Annotated in this window: 7 protein-coding genes; 1 reads left to right on the top strand and 6 read right to left on the bottom strand. The window is 64.1% G+C overall.

What is annotated here, in order from left to right:
* Positions 1-783: 783 nt before the first annotated feature.
* Both F0P96_RS19430 and F0P96_RS19435 read right to left on the bottom strand, forming a co-directional pair.
* Positions 784-993 carry a PID-CTERM protein-sorting domain-containing protein gene (locus tag F0P96_RS19430; RefSeq protein ID WP_151080662.1) on the bottom strand — a complete coding sequence of 70 codons (210 nt, stop codon included), beginning with the start codon at positions 991-993 and terminating at the stop codon, positions 784-786.
* Positions 994-1,071: 78 nt separating this feature from the next.
* Entirely contained in the window at positions 1,072-7,650 is a 6,579-nt protein-coding gene (locus F0P96_RS19435; RefSeq protein WP_151080663.1) for a T9SS type A sorting domain-containing protein, read from the bottom strand.
* A gap of 349 nt (positions 7,651-7,999) precedes the next feature.
* Here F0P96_RS19435 and F0P96_RS19440 point away from each other — a divergent pair, with 349 nt between their 5' ends.
* Entirely contained in the window at positions 8,000-8,989 is a 990-nt protein-coding gene (locus tag F0P96_RS19440; protein ID WP_151080664.1) for an AAA family ATPase, read from the top strand.
* 74 nt (positions 8,990-9,063) lie between these two features.
* On the opposite strand, the gene F0P96_RS19445 is transcribed toward F0P96_RS19440, so the two are convergent.
* From F0P96_RS19445 to F0P96_RS19460, 4 genes are all read right to left on the bottom strand, one after another.
* Complete coding sequence (locus F0P96_RS19445) at positions 9,064-11,811, bottom strand: fibronectin type III domain-containing protein (protein WP_151080665.1); 2,748 nt, start codon at positions 11,809-11,811, stop codon at positions 9,064-9,066.
* A gap of 278 nt (positions 11,812-12,089) precedes the next feature.
* Positions 12,090-14,903: a DUF7619 domain-containing protein gene (locus F0P96_RS19450; protein WP_160620175.1), complete on the bottom strand. Its 2,814-nt coding sequence runs from the start codon at positions 14,901-14,903 to the stop codon at positions 12,090-12,092.
* A 181-nt stretch (positions 14,904-15,084) separates the two neighbouring features.
* The gene (locus tag F0P96_RS19455) at positions 15,085-16,797 is read right to left on the bottom strand and encodes a hypothetical protein (RefSeq protein ID WP_151080667.1); all 1,713 of its coding nucleotides are present in this window, start codon (positions 16,795-16,797) and stop codon (positions 15,085-15,087) included.
* On the bottom strand, positions 16,794-17,348 hold the full coding sequence (locus F0P96_RS19460) for an RNA polymerase sigma factor (RefSeq protein WP_151080668.1): 555 nt from the start codon (positions 17,346-17,348) through the stop codon (positions 16,794-16,796). The genes F0P96_RS19455 and F0P96_RS19460 overlap by 4 nt, the downstream gene beginning before the upstream one ends.
* Positions 17,349-17,410: the final 62 nt, after the last annotated feature.

Genomic DNA, 17,410 nt, shown 5'->3' on the forward strand with positions numbered 1-17,410 from the left:
CGCCCTCTGCACAACGCCCCGCCGGCACTGCCGGCGGGGCGTTGTGTGTTTAGAGACAATTCCTATTGCAGGGCGGAGGAAGGATTTGCGGACTACTGGCCAGACTTGGTAGGCAACGAGCGTAATAGAAGACCCAACGATACCCTGCTCGAATTACGCTCTGGGGTGAAGGTGGAGAAGTATTATCGATGTACCACTCGGCGGGCTGTGATACGACGACATGGCTGTAGCTAAACGAGTATTAGATGGCTCTGCGGCCTGTCACAAAAGGCTTAAGTACTCGTGACTTTGAGCGGAGTATTTTACCCCAACTAGGTTAAGCACGGCTTGCTCTACCACTCAGGTTGAGCTTGAATAGCGCAGTGAGGCGCATCATCAAGGTTGTTCGAACTGGTTTACGGGGCATTCTGCGCGAAATACCAGTGAATTGACGGTGCTTGGCATTTGGTGCTTTATCACATTGCTGGATGTAGAACAACTGACCGTGGTTATAGCACCAATTGCATGCGTGTGAATCGTAAGCAATAAAGGCGCTGCGTAAGCCATTGGCGCCGTCGTATTTCTTACAATGAAACTTTCGGTAAGCCCTCATTCCTGGCACCTACAGTTTGTTCAAGCTGCGCGGGTTTCCCGTGCCAGAGTTGCGTCGCCTTTTTCTCAACCCAGCCAACATCAACCCCGCTCGTTGCCCCACGGCCAAGCGGCAGCAAATCAGCGCAAAAAAGCGCGGCGCTACTCGGAGTGAGCAGCGCCGCGCGGGCTTTTTTCCGGAAGGTGAAAAGGTTATTGACGGACCTTGGTGCGTAGGCGTTTCAGCCCGTAAGCGGCGCCAGCGGCCAGTAGCAGCGAAGCCCCGCCGTCGAGCGGAACTGCCGTTGGAGTGCCCGGCAGCGGGCCGCCCGAGCCGGGGTCTTGCGCCTCCGCCGAGAGCGTAAACAGCAGACCTAATACAAGTGAGGAGGCCAGCCGAAGAAAGAGTTTGGGTAGTGTCATGCCAGAAGGGGGAATGAATCAAGCGAAAAGAACACCCGGGCCGGCAGCGCCAGCCCAGGTGCTGAAGTGAAGAAGGGCTTAGTCAATCGTTACCCGTTTGGCAACGACGGCGTCGCCGGCCAGAATGCGCAAGGTGTATACGCCCGTGGCCAGGTGCGACACATTGATCTGAACCTGCGCCCCGGCAGCGGAGAGCGTGGCCGACTGCTGCAGAACCTGCTGACCAATGCTGTTGTAAAGCGTGGCCTGCAAGTGCTTGGCACCCGTTACGGCCGGCATCAGCAGCGTAAAGCTCTGGTGGGCCGGGTTGGGGTACACGCTCACGCTAGCGGCGTCGAGGCCGGTTTGGTTGGCCGTGGGCCGCGTGGGCTCGAAGCGCAGCGAGAAGCGGGTGGTCAGCACGGCGGCCGCGGTAGCACTGAATGTGTACGTGGGCTGCTGACGCAAATCCACATCCAGCCCCGTCACGTCGTCGTGCAGGTACACGCCGGCACCAGGAAGGTTCAGCAGGCGATTGGCTTCGAAGGTAAACAACCCTGCTTGCGGTACTACCACGCCCAACGGAACCACAGTGGTCGTCGTGAGCAGGGGCAGGCCGTTGATGCTCAGCTGCGTACCGGCGGCCAGGGCAAACACCGACGGCACACCGCCGCCGTTGTATTGCAGCTTCAGGGCATCGTAACGCCCGTCCATGCCGGCTGTAGCGCCAGCTTCGAAGTAGATGGTGGCGTCATCGGTACCCCCGGCTCCGCGCAGAGCCAGTTGCACCACCGGCCGGGTTTCCGGCCCGCGGTTGAACGTGGGCTGCGTAGCGGAGAAGCTCGTGACGCGGGCCGCGTTGGTGAGGGCCAGCGTGGTGGAGGTGCTGCCCGGCGATACGCGCACGAAGAATGCCTGCGCCGTGGCTACCAGCGGGTCGCCGAAGCCGTTGATGTAGCTGCGGTAGGTACCGCCGTACTGGCTGTTGCTCTGGTACACGTACATCGCGTTGTCGAGGCCGGCCGGGATGAGTACCTGGCTCCAGTCGAGCGGCGAGGGGTAGGGGTTACCCACCAGGTGCAGGCCGCCGTTGGCGCCGCCGGTGCGGGCAAGCGGGCGACTAACCAAGCCGTTGTTGAGCGAGCCAACGAAATCCACGGTCTGCGAAGCCGGAATGTTGACCGTGTAGCCACGGCCCACTTGCAGCGCGTCGCTCAGGGCAGTAGGCGAGAACCAGCCTTTATCAAACGCACTGTACGTGGTAGCAGGGCTGGTAAGCACCCGGCTTTCGTCGTAGCCGAATACCGTGGGGAACGGCGTCACCAGGTTGGGCGTGGCCGAGGAGTTGTAGGCATCGTTGACCACGGGCGTAAAGCCGCTGGTGGCCAGATCGGCTACCGTGGTGTTGCTCACCGGCGGCGAGTAGTGGCGGTAACCCGCGCCGGCGTTCAGGGCCGGGCTGATGTAGCGCTGCACCGCAGCCGTACCGTTTACTACCCCTCCGGTGTTGTTCACCACGGCGGTTCCGGCCGCATCCGACAGCAGGGTCAGGCCGTTGCCATTGGTCGTCAGGTTGCCATTCAGCAAGGCAAGGTCCTCTTTTACGGCCAAGGCCTGGCTGAGCGTGACCCCGGCCCCGGCGTTGCCCACGGTGAGGCTGCGCACCTGAACCGGCAGACCCGAGCCCGTAACCTGGGCCGCCGCACCGTTGTACACGTAAAGGGCGCCTGAGCTAAAGCTACGCGTGCCCGCTACTTGTACCGAGCCCGTAGCGCCGCTTGCGCTGACGCCGGCCGGTGAGCAGATGCCAAAAATGGCGCCGCTCTGCAGCGTGAAGCTGCCCGGACCGGTGATGGTAGCACAAGTACCGCTGTTGTTGGTCGACAACGAGCCGCCCGTCTGCACCACCAAGGCGCCGTTCACCACCAGGTCGCCTTGCAGGTACAGCGCACCCGTGCCCGTGATAGTCACATTGTTGTAAGTGCCGCCCGGCAGGTTCTGCGATGAGCTGACAACCAGGTTGGGTGCGTCGGTTTGGGCGCAGATGCTGAAGGAGCCGGACTCGTCGTTGCCGTACTCCCACACACGGGCGTAAACGGTGCTGCCCGGCGTCAGGCCGGTGGCGCGCAGCAGCGAGAAGGCACCCGTGCCAGCGTCGTCGTCGCAGCCGATGAGCGTGAGGTTACCGCAGCTGCCCGAATAGAGGGCCAAGCCGGTATCGGAAAGGCTGGTACCGCTGCCCTGGTCGGTTTGCACCTGCACGACGCCGTTGGCCGGCACCGTCAAGGAGTACCACACGTCGCCGCCACTATAGCTGGCGCAGCCCGGCGCGGGTGTGCCCGTGGTCGAGGAGGCGGTGGCCCCCACGTTGGTGCCGCTCACGGCCGTGCCGCAGCTGCCCACCCCGATGCTGGTGATGGGCGTGGCCGAGGCGCACTCGTCGTTGGCCGGAGCCGGAGCCCGCGTTGTAAACGTAATGCTCGAAGCCGCAGCCGTCAGGCCGCCCGCGCAGTTGCTGGTCACCGTTACCGTGTACTGGGTACTGGGCGTCAGGCCCGTCAGGGCTACCGGCGAAGCCGTCGGAGCCGGTGTAATGGTCGTAGCCGAGCCCCCCTGCGGCGTGTAGGTCACCGTGTAGCTCGTAGCCGAGGCCGAAGCCGTGAAGCTAATGCTGGCCGACGTCGAGGTAAGGGAGTTAGCGGCTACGACAGTGGGCGGGGTACAGGCCGGGTCGGTTTGGGCGCAGACGGTGAAAGCTCCCCGGTCCTTGGTGCCGTAGGTCCATACCCGTACATACAGCGTTTCGCCCGGCGTGCGGCCGGACAGGCGAACTAAAGAAAACTGCCCGTCGGGTGAGTCGTCGTCGTCGCACTCAATGGCGGTCAAGCTGCCACAGCTGCCTGAGTACATTTCCATACCCGTATCCACTAGCGCTGAGCTGGTTACGCTGCGGGTTTCGACCTGAACGACACCGTTGGCCGGCACCTGCACCGTGTACCATACGTCGCCGGTAGTGTAGTTGGCGCAAGTAGGAGTAGGAGCACCGGCTGATGCGGTAGCGCCAATGGTGGTGCCGTTGACCGGTGTGCCACAAGTGCCCACACCAATGCTGGAAATAGCCGTAGCCCCTGCGCACTCATCGTTGGCGGGCGGCGGAACCAGCGTCGTAAACGTGACGGTTGCGGCCGTAGAAGTCAGGCCGCCGGAGCAGTTTCCCACCACCGTCACCGTGTACTGGGTGTTGGGCGTCAGGCCCGTCAGGGCTACCGGCGAAGCCGTCGGAGCCGGCGTCACGGTGGTACTGATGGAGTCGCCCAGCGCCGTGTAGCGCACGGTGTAGCTGGTGTTGCCGCTGCCAGCCGTGAAGCTGATGCTGGCCGAAGTGCTGGTGAGGTTGCCCGCCGTCAGGTTGGTGGGTGCCGAGCAGGCCGCGTCGGTTTGGGCACAGATGCTGAAGGAACCAAACGTATCGTTGCTATACTCCCATACCCGTACATACAGGGTCTCGCCGGACGTGCGGCCGGTCAGGCGAATCAGCGAGTAGGCGCCGGTGGGCGAGTCATCGTCGTCGCACTCAATGGCGGTCAGGCTGCCGCAACTGCCCGAGTACACTTCCATACCGGTGTCGCTTACCGACGAACCACTGACCGAGCCGGTTTCGAGCTGGATGATGCCATTGGCCGGTACCTGCACCGTGTACCACACGTCGCCGCCCGCATAGCTGGCGCAGCCGGGCGCAGTTACGCCGGTCGAGGACGTGGCCGACACGTTCGTGCCCGTCAAGGCCGTGCCGCAGGTGCCTACTCCGATACTGGTAATGGGCGTAGCGCCCGCGCAGTCATCATTAGCTGGGGCCGTGGTGAAGGTTCGCGTAATTAGGCCGCTTTGCTGGCCACCGGCGCAGTTTTGCCGCAGCGTCACCGTGTACTGGGTGCTGGGGGTCAGGCTCGTCAGGGCTACCGGCGAAGCCGTGGGGGCCGGAGTGATGGTGGCAGCCGTGCCGCCTTGCGGCGTCAGGGTCACCGCGTAGTCTACGGCGCCGTTGCCGGCGGTGAAATTCAGGTTAGCAGACGTTGAGGTGATACCCGTTACGCTCACGGCGGTGGGGTCGGTGCAGGTGGGCAGCACTAGGCAGATGCTAAAGCTGCCCGAGCCCGTTCCGGCTCCCGCGTGGTATACCCGTACGTAGTAGGGTTGACCAACAACGAGTCCCGTAAGGTTGCCAACTTCGGCGCCACCGGTTGAGGTGCCGTTGATGCAGCCCAGCGAGCTAAGCGTACCGCAAGTACCGGAATACAGTTGCACCACGGCGTCGAAACCTGAGCCGCTTTGCACGGTGAGGGTACCCGCATTGGCCGTGGCTGTAAAGCCGTACCACACGTCATCGTCGGGGGTGCCGGGCGTAGTGGCTGTGCAGGTGGGCGCGCCGCTGCTGGCCGTGGCCCCAATGGTGGTACCGCTTAGGGGCGTGCAAGTCGTGCCGTTGGGCGTCAGGGCCGTAGCGGTAGCGCACTCGTCGTTGGCAGGCGGCGCCGGCGTGGCGTAGGCCGCTAGCACAAAGCTGCCGCTGGTGCCCGAGCCGGTGCCGGCGTGGTACACGCGCACGTAGTAGGTGCCGGCGGCCAGGGCCGCGTTGGCGTAGTTTTCCGTCAGGCCGTTAGCCGTGGCGTTGACGCAGGACACGGCCGTCAGGCTGCCCGGCGTACCGCTAAACAGCTGCAGCACGCCGTCGTAGCCGCCGGAACTGCGCAGCGTCACGGTCACGTTGCTCACGGTAGGCAGCGTGAAACTGTACCACACGTCGTCGTCCGGCGTGCCGGGTGTGGCGGCCGAGCAGGTGGTGATGCTGCCGCTGGCCGTGGCGCCAGCCGATGAGTACACGGCGCAGAAGTCCGTCGGGGGCACTGTGCCCACGGTCAAAGCCGTAGCGCCGGCGGGCTCATCGTTGGTGGGAGCGGCGACCGTGGGCGGCGTACCGGCTGTGAAGGTCCCCGGCACAAAGCGGATGCTGCTGTTGCAGCTCGGCACGATGGCCAAGGCATTGGCACCGGTGTTGGCCGTTGTGGCGTTGCTGTTCAGGAAGTACGCGGCGTTCGGTACCTGCTGGGCCAGGTACTGCCCATTGCTTGCCGAAGGACCGCTCAGGCCCAGGGAATACGAGTACGTGTAGTTGTTGCTGCCGTCGAAGCCCGACATGTTGCCGTAGACATATTCGATGGCGTTGACCCCCTCGTAGAGCTTCACCTGGAAGTTCAGGTTCGGCCCAGGGTTGTTGAAGGTTTCCATCTCAGCCCACTCCACCGTCAGCACGCGGTTGGGGGCAGTGCCGTTCAGCTGATACTTGAGTTTGGCGGCGGCCAGTGCGGCGGCGGTGCCCGCGTTGCCCTGCAGCACCAGGTCTTCCCAGAACGGGGCCAGCATGGTGTTGGCGCTGCCGTTGCCGAGGGTGTTGGCGTAGTTATCGGTGCCGGAAGGTACCTGCGCGGTGTTGAAGCTCAGCCAGCCGTTGGTGCTGACGCGGAAGTTCGTCACGGTCTGCCCCAGGTACTGGAAGCCAAAGCCAATGGCGGTACTGCCGCTCACGTTATCGTCGGTACTGGAGGTACTGCTCCAGCCCGTGAAGCTGGTGCCCGTGCTCTGAATTGACGTGTAGCTGACCCCGGTGTTGCGGCTGATGACGTAGTCGGGCGCCGGGGCGGGTGTGGTGAAGCTGCTGGGCCCGGTGCGGGTGCTGTTGCTGGCGCCGCAGTTCTGCGTCACGTAGAACTGGTACGCGGTATTGGGCGTCAGGCCCGTTAGCTGATAGCTGCCGGCCGCGATGTTCGGCACAGTGGTGCCGCCGGTAACCGGGTTAAAGCCGGTCGGACCGTACTGCAGCGTGAAGGTGCCGCCGCCGGTAGCCGTCCAGCTCAGGTCGGCCGTGGTAGTAGTTAGGTTGCTGGCCGTCAGCCCCGAAGGGGGCAGGCAGGATGGTGGCGGGCCTAGCACCACCTGCAGGTTGGGCCGGTTGCTGGTAATCGAGCCTGTGCTCGTGGGTGGGCTTGTATCCGTTGCCCAGATCTGGGCGCGGTTGGTAGCCGTGGAGTAGCGGAGCTGCTTGGTGCCGCTGCTCTCGCCGTTGCCGCCGCCTGTAGCGTTGGTTTCAACGATGATTTCCAGGTTTTGCGACCCGGTGTAGTAAAACGGAGCCGGTAGCGGCAGCGTTATCCAGGTGTTGTTGGTGAAGGTGGCAGCCGGTAGCGTGCCGTCGTACACCAGCGTGGCCCCGGTTTCTTCCGTAGCGACGGTGGTAGCAACGGCAAACGAACTGGTGCTGGTTTCCTTTATGTACACCTTCACAGGCGTGGTCCCGAGGGTGCCCGTGCCCTTGGTGGTAAAGTACCAGGCTACACTTTGCACATTGACGGGAACCGTGCTGACCTCGCTGTTGAGGTAGATCATGGCCGTGCGTTCGTAGCCAAAGTAGCCCGCTAGCGGGAAGCGGCTCGACGACGTGCCGGTGTTGCCGGCTGGTACGGTCACCGTCTGGGCTGTGCCGCCGTGGGCCGCAAGCAGCCACGCAACCACGGCCAGCCACCCTGCGGGCCGACCCAGGGCCGTCCGTAGCCGGAATGGCCAGAGTGTTCTGAAGAATGTAAGCCAGGGTGTGGGCTGGCCTGTAAGTAAAGCTTTGTGCATGCGGTGTGTTGTGATGGTGAAAAGAAAAAGGCTGTGAAAACGGGCAGACTAAAACCGAAATAGGGCAGAGGTCTAGCTATAGTACCACGTCCGCAAAGGGTCTATTTCTTGAATTGTGCCTTGTAATACAACTGTTTGCGTAAAAATATCTGCTGGTCGCACTCGGAATGGTACTTGGCGAAAGTCACGTGCTCTTGGTTAAGTGATACAATACGATGATGGTATATGCCTTGTATTGGATATTTTGTGATTTATATACTTATATAAGGTGGTTGGGTGCAATTCCCAACAGTAGTCGACCCATCCGGCACCCGCTCGTACCTTTAGCCACCTGCCAGTCCGTTTGCCTATGTCAGAGCCAGCCGCCACCCCCGACCTCACCCAGCATTACCAACAGAAAATCCGCCAAGCCTCGTCCGAAGTGGGCAAAGTGGTAGTGGGGCAGCAGTACATGCTCAACCGCTTGTTTATTGGCCTGTTCACGGGGGGGCATATTCTGCTCGAAGGTGTGCCAGGATTGGCCAAAACTCTCACCATCAGCACGCTGGCGCGGGTGCTGCGGCTGCAGTTTCAGCGGGTGCAGTTCACGCCCGACCTGTTGCCGTCCGACCTCGTGGGCACCATGATCTACAATCAGAACAAGTCGGAGTTTGAGATGAAGCGCGGGCCCATCTTCGCCAACCTCGTGCTGGCCGACGAAGTGAACCGCTCCCCCGCCAAGGTGCAGAGCGCCCTGCTCGAAGCCATGCAGGAGCGGCAGGTAACCATCGGCGAAACCACCTACCCGCTCGATTTGCCGTTTCTGGTGCTGGCTACCCAAAACCCCGTCGAGCAGGAAGGCACCTATCCGTTGCCCGAGGCTCAGGTCGACCGGTTCATGATGAAAGTGTACGTCGACTACCTCAAGAAAACCGAGGAGCTGGAGGTGATGCGCCGCATGGCCAACCTCTCCTACAGCTCCGACGTGCAGCCCGTGCTCAGCAAGGAAGACGTGTTCGGCATCCGCAACCTCATCAACCAGGTGCAGATTTCCGACACGCTGGAGAAGTACATCATCGAGCTGATTTTTGCCACCCGCAAGCCCGCCGAGTACGACCTGGCCGACTTCGCACCCTACGTGCAGTACGGCGTGAGCCCGCGCGCCAGCATTGCCATTCACCGTGCCGCCCGCGCCGTGGCCTTCTTCGACGAGCGCGACTACGTGCTGCCCGAAGACATCAAGGAAGTGGCCGCCGACGTGCTCAACCACCGCATCATGCTCACCTACGAGGCCGAAGCCGACGGCGTGCGCACCCAGGATTTGATTGAAGCCATTTTGCGCAAGGTGCCCATCAGCTAGGCGGTACTGGCAGAAACAAAAAACGCCCTTCGGCCACAAGCCGAAGGGCGTTTTGTATGCAGAAAGCAGCAGGGTTATTCCACCACCACTCGTTTGGTAATCGGCCCGGCCGTGGTGGCGAGGTGCAGCGAGTACACGCCGCGCGACAAGCCGCTCACGTCGAATTCCGCACCAACTCCTGCGGAGGTGGGCTCCAACGTGCGTTGCTGCACGCGTTGGCCGAGGGCGTTGTAGAGCACGGCTTCCGTGGCGGTGCGCCCGAGCAGTGCGGGCAGGTACACCGAAAACGCGTGGTGCGCGGGGTTTGGGTACAAGGCTACCTGGGCCGCTAAAGCCGCCGGCTGCGTGGCCGAAACCGCCCCGATGGTGATGATGTAGTCTTCCGTTTCGCCGGTGCCAAACGTGGTGCACGCGTCGGCGGGGGTGTTGCCCGAGCCGTTGGTGCGGCTGCGCACCCGCAGCCCGGTGCGGCCCAGCGGCGCCGTGGCGGGCACGGTAAAGCTGGTGGTGGCCGTGCTGCCGGCTAAGGTGCCAAATCCCACCTGAAACCCTTCCGCTGCTTCAAACACGCCGTTCTGGTTGTAGTCGATCCACGCAGTGAGGTCGGCGGCGCTGACGCCGGGAGTCAGCGCCAACTGGTAGGTCTGGCCGCGCCGCAAGGTGGCCGTGGTATTGCCCGCATCGGGGTACACCGAGTAGGCGCTGTTGGAAGTGCTGGTCGAGCACGAGGTGCCCAGGTTGCTGAGCGTGGTGCCCGGAATGGCCACACCCGAAATGGTAGGGCCAAAACAGCTGCCGGCCACGTTGGTGCAGTAGGGCAACAAGGCAAAGGAGGTTGTGGCCGCAGCCGACGTAAGGGCGCCGCTGCAGTTGGTCACCACGCTCACCGTGTAGCCCACCAGCGGCGTGAGGCCGTTGAGCACCACGGGCGAAGTCGTGACCGGCACCGTAACCGGGCTGCCGCCGGCGGGCGTGTACGTGAGCAGGTAATCGGTAGCGTTGGGCGGGCCCGTAAACTGCACCGTGGCCGTGTTGTTTGCGCCCGGCGTCACGGTGAGGCCCGAAACGGCGGGGCACAGCGCGGCGCTGGTGAAGGTGGTCGTCGCCGCTGCCGACGTCAGCCCGCTGCCGCAGTTGGCCACTATGCTCACCGCGTAGGTGGTACCAGGGGTAAGCCCGGTCAGCGTGACGGGTTGCGTGGCGCTGGTAATGGTAATGGGCGTGCCGCCGCCTTGCGGGGTCAGCGTAATCACGTAGTCAACGCCGTTGGCAGGCCGGTTGAAGCTCAGTACGGCCGTGGAAGTGGTAATGCCGGTAACGTTGAGCGTGGTGGGCGCCGGGCAGGCCGCCGTGGTGGTAAACGACGTGCACACCGGCGGCGACTGGCCGCCACCCGTGCAGTTGCTGGCCACGCACACCGAGTACGTGGTGCCGGGCGTAAGCCCCGTTAGCGTATACCCGCTGGTCACGCCCGATACCGTGGCCGTTTGGCCGCCCTGCGGCGTGTAGGTGATGGTGTAGTTGACGGGCGTGGGCGGGGTGCTCGGTGGGCTGAACAGCACCCGGGCCGAGGTAGCGGTAACGGCCGTCGTGCTGGGCGTGTTGACGATGGATCCGCACGGCGGCACCGAGGCGGCGCAAATGGTAAACGGGCCGCCCGGCGCGCTGGTGAAGAGGCCCACGCCATCGACGAGCACGTAGTAGGTGGTGTTGGGCGTCAGGCCCGTGGCCGTGAGCTGGGGCGTGGCCACGCCGGCCGAGCCGCTGTTGATAACGCACGCCACCGGGGTGAAGGCACCAATGCACCCGCCACTGCTGGGGCTAAACAGCACCACGCGCTTGGCCGCCGTGCCATTAACGGTCAGGTAGAGCGAAGTACTGCCCGGGCCGGTAGCCTCGGTTTGCACCGTAAACCACACGTCGTTGGCGTAGGTGATACCGCTGCCCACGCAGTTGCTCGAACTGCCGCCGACGCCCGAAGGCGTGGCGCCGTAGGTGCTGGCCGCTACCGGTGTGCACACGTTCCCGTTCAGCGGCAGGGCCACGGCGCCGCAGGGGTTGTCGTTGGTAATCGGCACCGAAAACGTGTAGGTAGTAGACACGGGCGTGCCAAACGCGCAGCTGGCCGAAATCGTCGTTTCGTATTGGCTGCCGGGCGTCAGGCCAGTCAAGTTTAGCGTGCGGGTAGACGTGGTGAACGTGCCGAAGGTATTCTGGGCCGTGGCGTTCCGAATGGTGACGGTGTAGGGGGGGACGGTATTGACACCGTTGGTAATGGTGATGGTGCCGGTCGTGGGGCTGGTGCTGGTAAAGGTGCCGAAGGTGGGCGGGTCGCAGACGGCCGTGCCGGGCCCGTCGCTCACGCAGATGGTAAACGGCCCCGGCTGGTCAGAGGCAAAAGCCCCCGACACCCGCACGTAATACGTGGTGCTGGCCTGCAGCAAACCCGTAACCAAGCGGGGCGCCGAAGTATTCGGCGTGCTCGATGCCGAGGTGGCAATGGTGGTGAAGGGCCCCGCGCAGCCGGCGGCCGAAAACAGCTGCACCAGGCCGGCCGGGTTGCCGTTTACGGTGATGGTAGCTCCGAAACTGGCCGGGCCCGTGGCGGCGGTGGTGAACTTAAACCACACATCCTTGGGCGTGCCCTGCACCGTGTAGCCGTTTGGCACGGTGGTGGTGGCATCCACATTGGTGCCCGTTGTGAGCGTGGTGCACAGGCTGCCTTGCAGCGGCAGGTTCACGGCGCCGCAGGGGTCGTCGTTGGCGGGGGCCTGGGCGTGGGCGGCCAGGGCCGTCAGCAGCCACAGGGCCAGCGCCAGCACACCCCGGTGGAAGTGGCGTAACGGCCGCCGTAGAGCCGTGCTGATAAAGGCTGGGTTTCCGCGCCTTGGCGCGAGCAGGGGTAAGGGTAAATGCATACTAGAATTGTGGAAAGTGGAAAACAACCCTCTACGCCATCTGCTGGGTAGCGTCGAGTAAATGATTCGGCATCAAAAGCTCTGTAAACCATGCCCAAGTCGGGAAGAAAAGCCTGCGGCAAGCACCACAGGCCTTTCTCATTAACCCAGTTGAAAGTGGTTCACTAGCAATAGAAAGTCGCTTACTGCCGCACAAGGCGGCGGCTGGTCATCTGCCCGTCGGGGGTGTGCAGGCGCAGCACATACACCCCACTGGGCACGGTTTGCAGGTTAAGTGTGTGGCGCAGGGTACCGGCGGCTACCGGCACGGTGGTTTCCTGCACCAGCCGGCCGAGCGCGTCGAGCACTTGCAGCGTAGCCGAGCCGCCCTTTGGCAAATCGGCGACAATGGTAACGGCATCGTTCGTGGGGTTGGGGTAGGCGCTCCAGGCCGCGGCGGTGTGCGCGGCTGTTAGGGCCGTGGGCATCAGCACGGTGGTGGTGGCCGTGTTGGTGCGCACCGGGGCGTTGTAGTCGAATAGAATGCGGGCGGCGTTGGGAATAACCACGCCGGCCGCCAAGCTCGGCTGCGGCTGCACCCGGAAGCGCACGAAACCCTGCGAGGCAATAACGTTGGTGTTGCGCGCCGGCAGGTCAATGTCGCGGAAGCTCACCGTGAGCACGCCGTGGGCCGTCAGGCTCCAGTGGCAGTTGTGCGACTGCGCAATGAGCTGCAACGAGCCCGGCTGCAGCCGCTGGATGTTCAGCGTGTCTTGCACCACCACGGTGAAGGCCGTGTCGGTACCCATGTTCTGAAACCGGATGGTGTAGTCGAGCGGTTGGCGGGCGGCCACTTGCTGCGGCGTGAGCTGGGTGTAGTTCACGGTCATGTCGTTGGGGTCAAACGAGCCCGTTACGGTCTGCTGCGCGGTGCTGGTGTTATCGGCCGGTTCGGTGTCGCCGGCCAGCACGGCCGTGGCCGACGACGTGAGCACCGTGCCCAGCGCCGTGTTGATGGGCAGGCTGAACTGCACGTCGAAGCTGCGGCTGGCAAACGGCGCCAAGCCGCTGTAGCTCCAGCTGACGGTGTTGCCGCTGGCGGAGCCGGCCGGCGTGCTGCCCACGTACTGCGCCCGCGCATCGAGCGTGGCGCTCAGCGTACCGGCGGCCGTGGTAGTGCCCGTGTTTTCCAGCGTCACGCGGTATTTGGTTAGAAAACCGGGCCGGGCAGCCCCGTAGGGTGTCAGGGTCACGCGCACGTCGGCCACGTTGGCCACCGGACTCAGACCGAAATCCAGGCCGCTGGTGGTTTGGCCCGCCGCCGGAAACTGCCCGCTATAGCCGGCCGCCGCCTGGCTGAGGGTGTAGTGCGCCGGTACATTCGGCAGGGCCAGGTTGTAGGCGCCCGCGTTGCCAAACACGTAGTACTGCCCGCTGCCGGCCACGGTGCTGTAGCTCAGCTGCTGGTTGGTTTCGGTGAGAACCACGCTCTTCGGAAAACCACCTTCGCCCGTGTCGCGCTGGCCGTTGCCGTTCTGGTCGAGGTACACGGTGCCGCTGAGGGAGGCCGCGGGGTCAAGGCGCAGCACGAAGCCGCCCGTGGGCAACTGCTCTTGGTCAAACAAGGCGTCCTCGTACAACTGGCCCGTCACGTAGAGGTTGCCGGCCGCGTCGCTCGTCAGCACCTCGCCCTGGCTGGCGTTGGAGAAGGTGGGCACCTTGCGCGGAACCGTAGGCGTAGAGGTGCGGGCCCAGCGGAGGTTGCCAGCCGCATCGTAGCTGACTACGAACAGGCAAATGCGCTTGAAACCGGCCGCTGAGAGCGGCGCCGGGCTGATGAGCGTGGTGCTGCCGAAGGTAATGGAGTTGGTGGTGGGGCCGCCAAAGGAACCCAGCTGGTACACGTTGCCGGCTGGGTCTACGGTTACGCCGGCCCGCACGAAGCCCGAACCGCCGGCTGCTCCGCGAATCCACTGGGGCACGCCGGCCGCAGAGATTTTAGCGGTGAAACAGCCCGACGAATTGAATGTCTCCGACCCGAAGGACACCGAAGGAAAGTTGGAGTCCCCCACTACGAAGGCGTTGCCGGCAGCATCCAGCGCCAAATGGCCTGCAAGGTCAACATTGCCTTGACCCGGGCCAGCGCTGGTACTGGAGGACAAAGCCCATTGCGTGTTGCCGCTAGTGGAAAGCCGGGTCACGAAAGTGTGCACCCTGGTTCCTCCCCTGGTGCCTAGCACTACGGGCGCCGCGCCGCCAAAAGTGACTTCGCCTGCGTAGCCGCCGGTGCAGTACAGGTCACCCTGTGGCCCCAGTTTCATGGCGTGAATCTTATGGTAGGGGCCAAAATTGGTTTCGGGCTGCGGCACGTACTGCTGCACTTGCGTAATGGTGCCGCCCGCATCGGCGCGCAAAATCATGGAACTGGAAGCGTTACTGCCCGGTGAAAACACGAAGCTGCCCATTGTCACCCCCGATTCGCCATTGGCCGCTACGTAGCAGGTGCTAGCTGCGTCGGCGGCCAGGGCGGTAACATCGGCCGAGGTGTCGCCCTGGTTCAGGTAGCGCAGGTACTGCACCACGCCCGCCGGGCTGATTTTGGCCAGGTAAAGTCCCACCGACGACAGGCTTTGGCCGCCGAATGTGAACGGCACCGGCGTCGTGCCCGGCCCCAGCGTTTTGGGCCGCGACTTGAAGGCCACGTACACGTTGCCGGCCGGGTCGGTGGTGATGCTGCTCAGGAAGTCGTCGTTGGTGCCCGAAGCCGGCAGCAGCCACTGCACGTTGCCGGCCGCGTCGAATTTGGCCACAAACGAGTCGTAGTCGTTCAGGTTCAGCAAGCCGCCGCAGGAGAAGCCCCACAGGTGAAACTCGTTGCGAAACTCGCCCCCTACGTAGCTGTTGCCAGCCGCGTCGGTAGCAGCTTGGAAGCTGCTGGCCGTGGGGTATAGGCCACGCGCCCAGACGGCGTGCTGCGCCGAGGCCCACCGGCTACCGCCAAGCAGGACTATGAGCAAAAAAAATACGCGTAGAAATTTCATCATCGGATGATAGAAGGTTCAGACACCCACCGCGCGCAACGCTGTGGTGCGGGCTGGAAAACTGACCCCGGCCGGTAGGCAACTTTCCCTTTCATGGCACCAGACCGGAGTTGCTGACAAAAGGCTTCCGGCCCGGTGAAATATTTTCCAGCGGCGGCTACAATGCCCAGCGCACCCCAAACTGCAGCCCCGTTGCCGTCGACTGCTGCCGCACGCCCGCCGCGGGCCGGTACACCGACAAAGCCTGCCAGCGCAGGGCCGGCGCTACGCTCACGCTCAGCCGCGAGGTCAGCCCGTAGTTCAGCGCCAGGCTGCCGCTCAGGACCAGGTTGAGCGGCCGGAACGGTCCTTCGTGCACTCGTATGCGCTCGGTGCGGTAGCTGCGGCCGTCTTCGGTCACGAGCTGCGTGCCGCCCAAAAACAGCTGCACCTGCGCGCCAGCGGCCACATCGGCCCACCAACGGGAGCCCGTGGCGGGCGTGAGGCGGTAGCGCAGCAGCAGGGGCAGCGTCACGAAGCGGTAGTTGGGCGTGAGGGTTTTGTAGGTGGTGGTTTCGCGCTTGCTCACCAGCGGCGTCACGGTTTTCTGTGTCGTCCGGATGCTGTCGTGCTGCAGGATGGTGGTGAATACCGTGTCGGGAATGGCCACGTACACCGTGTCGTAGCGCAGCACCTGCCCGCTCTGGTTGAACACCGGCGAGAGTTGCGGCACCAGCCGGTCGCGCACCGAGTACACCGTATGCGTGCTGGTGAAATACTGGCTGGTGTGCGTAATGGTCGTGTCGTAGGTCACCGTCACGTCGGTGCGGCGGTTGGTCAGGCGCATTTCGGTGCCCAGGGTGTTGTAGCCCAAGCCCGCGCCCACGCTTAGGCGGTCGGTGAGGCGGCATTCGGCCATGGCCGCCACGTTGATGCCCTTGCGTCCCATTTCGTGGTTGCGGCGCAAGGCCAGCAGCGTGTCGGAGGTATTCAGGCGCAGGTAGTTCTGCTCGGCCGCGCCCGTGAGCAGCAGGCTCCAGCGGTGGGGCGGGCGGTGCGGCTGGGCGGTGTCGGGGGCCGGGGCGGGAGTGGCCGCAACGGCCGGCGCTTCGGTACCGGGTGCCTCGCCCAGCGCCAGCAGCAGGCTGTCCGTTTGCAGCCGCAGCCGAATCAGCTCGGCGCGCTTGGCGCGTAGCGCGCTGCGCAGCACGGCCAGCTGCGGGGCGGCCGAATCGCGCCGCTGCCATTGCGTGGCGCGCTCCAGGGCCACCAGCTCGCGCAAAGCGCCGGGCACCGAATCAGGCGCCGCAAGGCCGAAGGCAAGACCGGCGGAAACCTGCGGGCGAGCCGCGGCTGCGGTTTCGCTAGAACTCGTGCGAATCGAATCTACAGAGGCCACAACTACCGTTGTCAGTACGGATGCTTGGGGCGAAATGGCGCCTGCCGAGGCCAACTGCGGTGCTACAGCGGTGCGCCCAACCGCGGGCCGAACAGCCGGCAGCCGCACCAGGCGAGAGTCACTGGTTGAGTGCTGTAGCGAAGAGTAGCCGCTCGCAGAAACGTGGGCTGCGGGCTGCCGGCGGGCAAGCGCGGCCGGGGCCAGTGTTGCTGGGGTTGCTGACTGAGACAAAGTGCGTGCTACCACCGTGGAGTTCGGCGGCACAACCACCCGTTTCGGTAGCAGCCAACCAATGGCTACGCCCAACAGCACGGCCAGCGGCAGCAGCCACGGCAGCGGCAACGGCCGGCGCGCTGGGCGCGGCTCGGGCGGCAGCGCGGCCAGGCGCTCCTCAATGCCCCGCCACACGGGCGCGGCCGGTGGCAACGTATAGTCGCTAAACGCCTCGCGCAACGATTCGTCCAGGCGGTTGAAGTCGGGTTCCTCACTCATGATCGAACAAAGTTGTGCCGCTGGTGCAGCAGCCAGAGTTGTTTGCGCGCTTTGCTAAGCTGCGCTTTGGAGGTGCTTTCCTGAATGCCGAGCAGTTCCCCGATTTCGGCGTGCGAATACCCATCGACGGCGTAGAGCAGCAGCACCAGCCGGCAGCCGTCGGGCAACTGCTCAATCAGGGCCAGCACTTCGGCCACGCTCAGGCGGTCGAGCGCGTCGGATTCCGGCGCGGCGGGCTCCAGAATGTCGTCGAGCTGCACCTGGGCGCGGCGCAGTTTGCCGCTCTGGAAGTGGTTGATGGCCGTGGTAACGACCACGCGCCGGATCCAGCCTTCCAGGGAGCCTTCGGCCCGGAAGTCGGCAATGCGGGTAAATACCTTCACGAAGGCGTCCTGCAGGATGTCTTCGGCCTCGGGCAACGACCGCGCATACCGCCGCGCTACGCCCAGCATTTTGCCGGCGTAGCGGGTGTAAAGCGCCCGTTGGGCCGCCGGTTCGCGGCGCCGGCAACGGGCAAGCAGATCGTCGAGGTCGGGGTAAAAATCCGGCATGTAACCACGCCCGTGCCGGGCGTCTGGCGCCTAGACAGGGCAGGATAGAAAAAGGCTGCTAT

This window comes from Hymenobacter busanensis (genome assembly GCF_008727865.1).
In the GTDB taxonomy this organism is placed as follows: Bacteria; Bacteroidota; Bacteroidia; order Cytophagales; family Hymenobacteraceae; genus Solirubrum; species Solirubrum busanense.

What these genes read in the sequence shown, in the direction of transcription:
- F0P96_RS19430 (WP_151080662.1), bottom strand. Translation starts at nt 993, where the DNA reads ATGACACTACCCAAACTCTTTCTTCGGCTGGCCTCCTCACTTGTATTA.
- F0P96_RS19440 (WP_151080664.1), top strand. Translation starts at nt 8,000, where the DNA reads ATGTCAGAGCCAGCCGCCACCCCCGACCTCACCCAGCATTACCAACAG.
- F0P96_RS19455 (WP_151080667.1), bottom strand. Translation starts at nt 16,797, where the DNA reads ATGAGTGAGGAACCCGACTTCAACCGCCTGGACGAATCGTTGCGCGAG.
- F0P96_RS19435 (WP_151080663.1), bottom strand. Translation starts at nt 7,650, where the DNA reads ATGCACAAAGCTTTACTTACAGGCCAGCCCACACCCTGGCTTACATTC.
- F0P96_RS19460 (WP_151080668.1), bottom strand. Translation starts at nt 17,348, where the DNA reads ATGCCGGATTTTTACCCCGACCTCGACGATCTGCTTGCCCGTTGCCGG.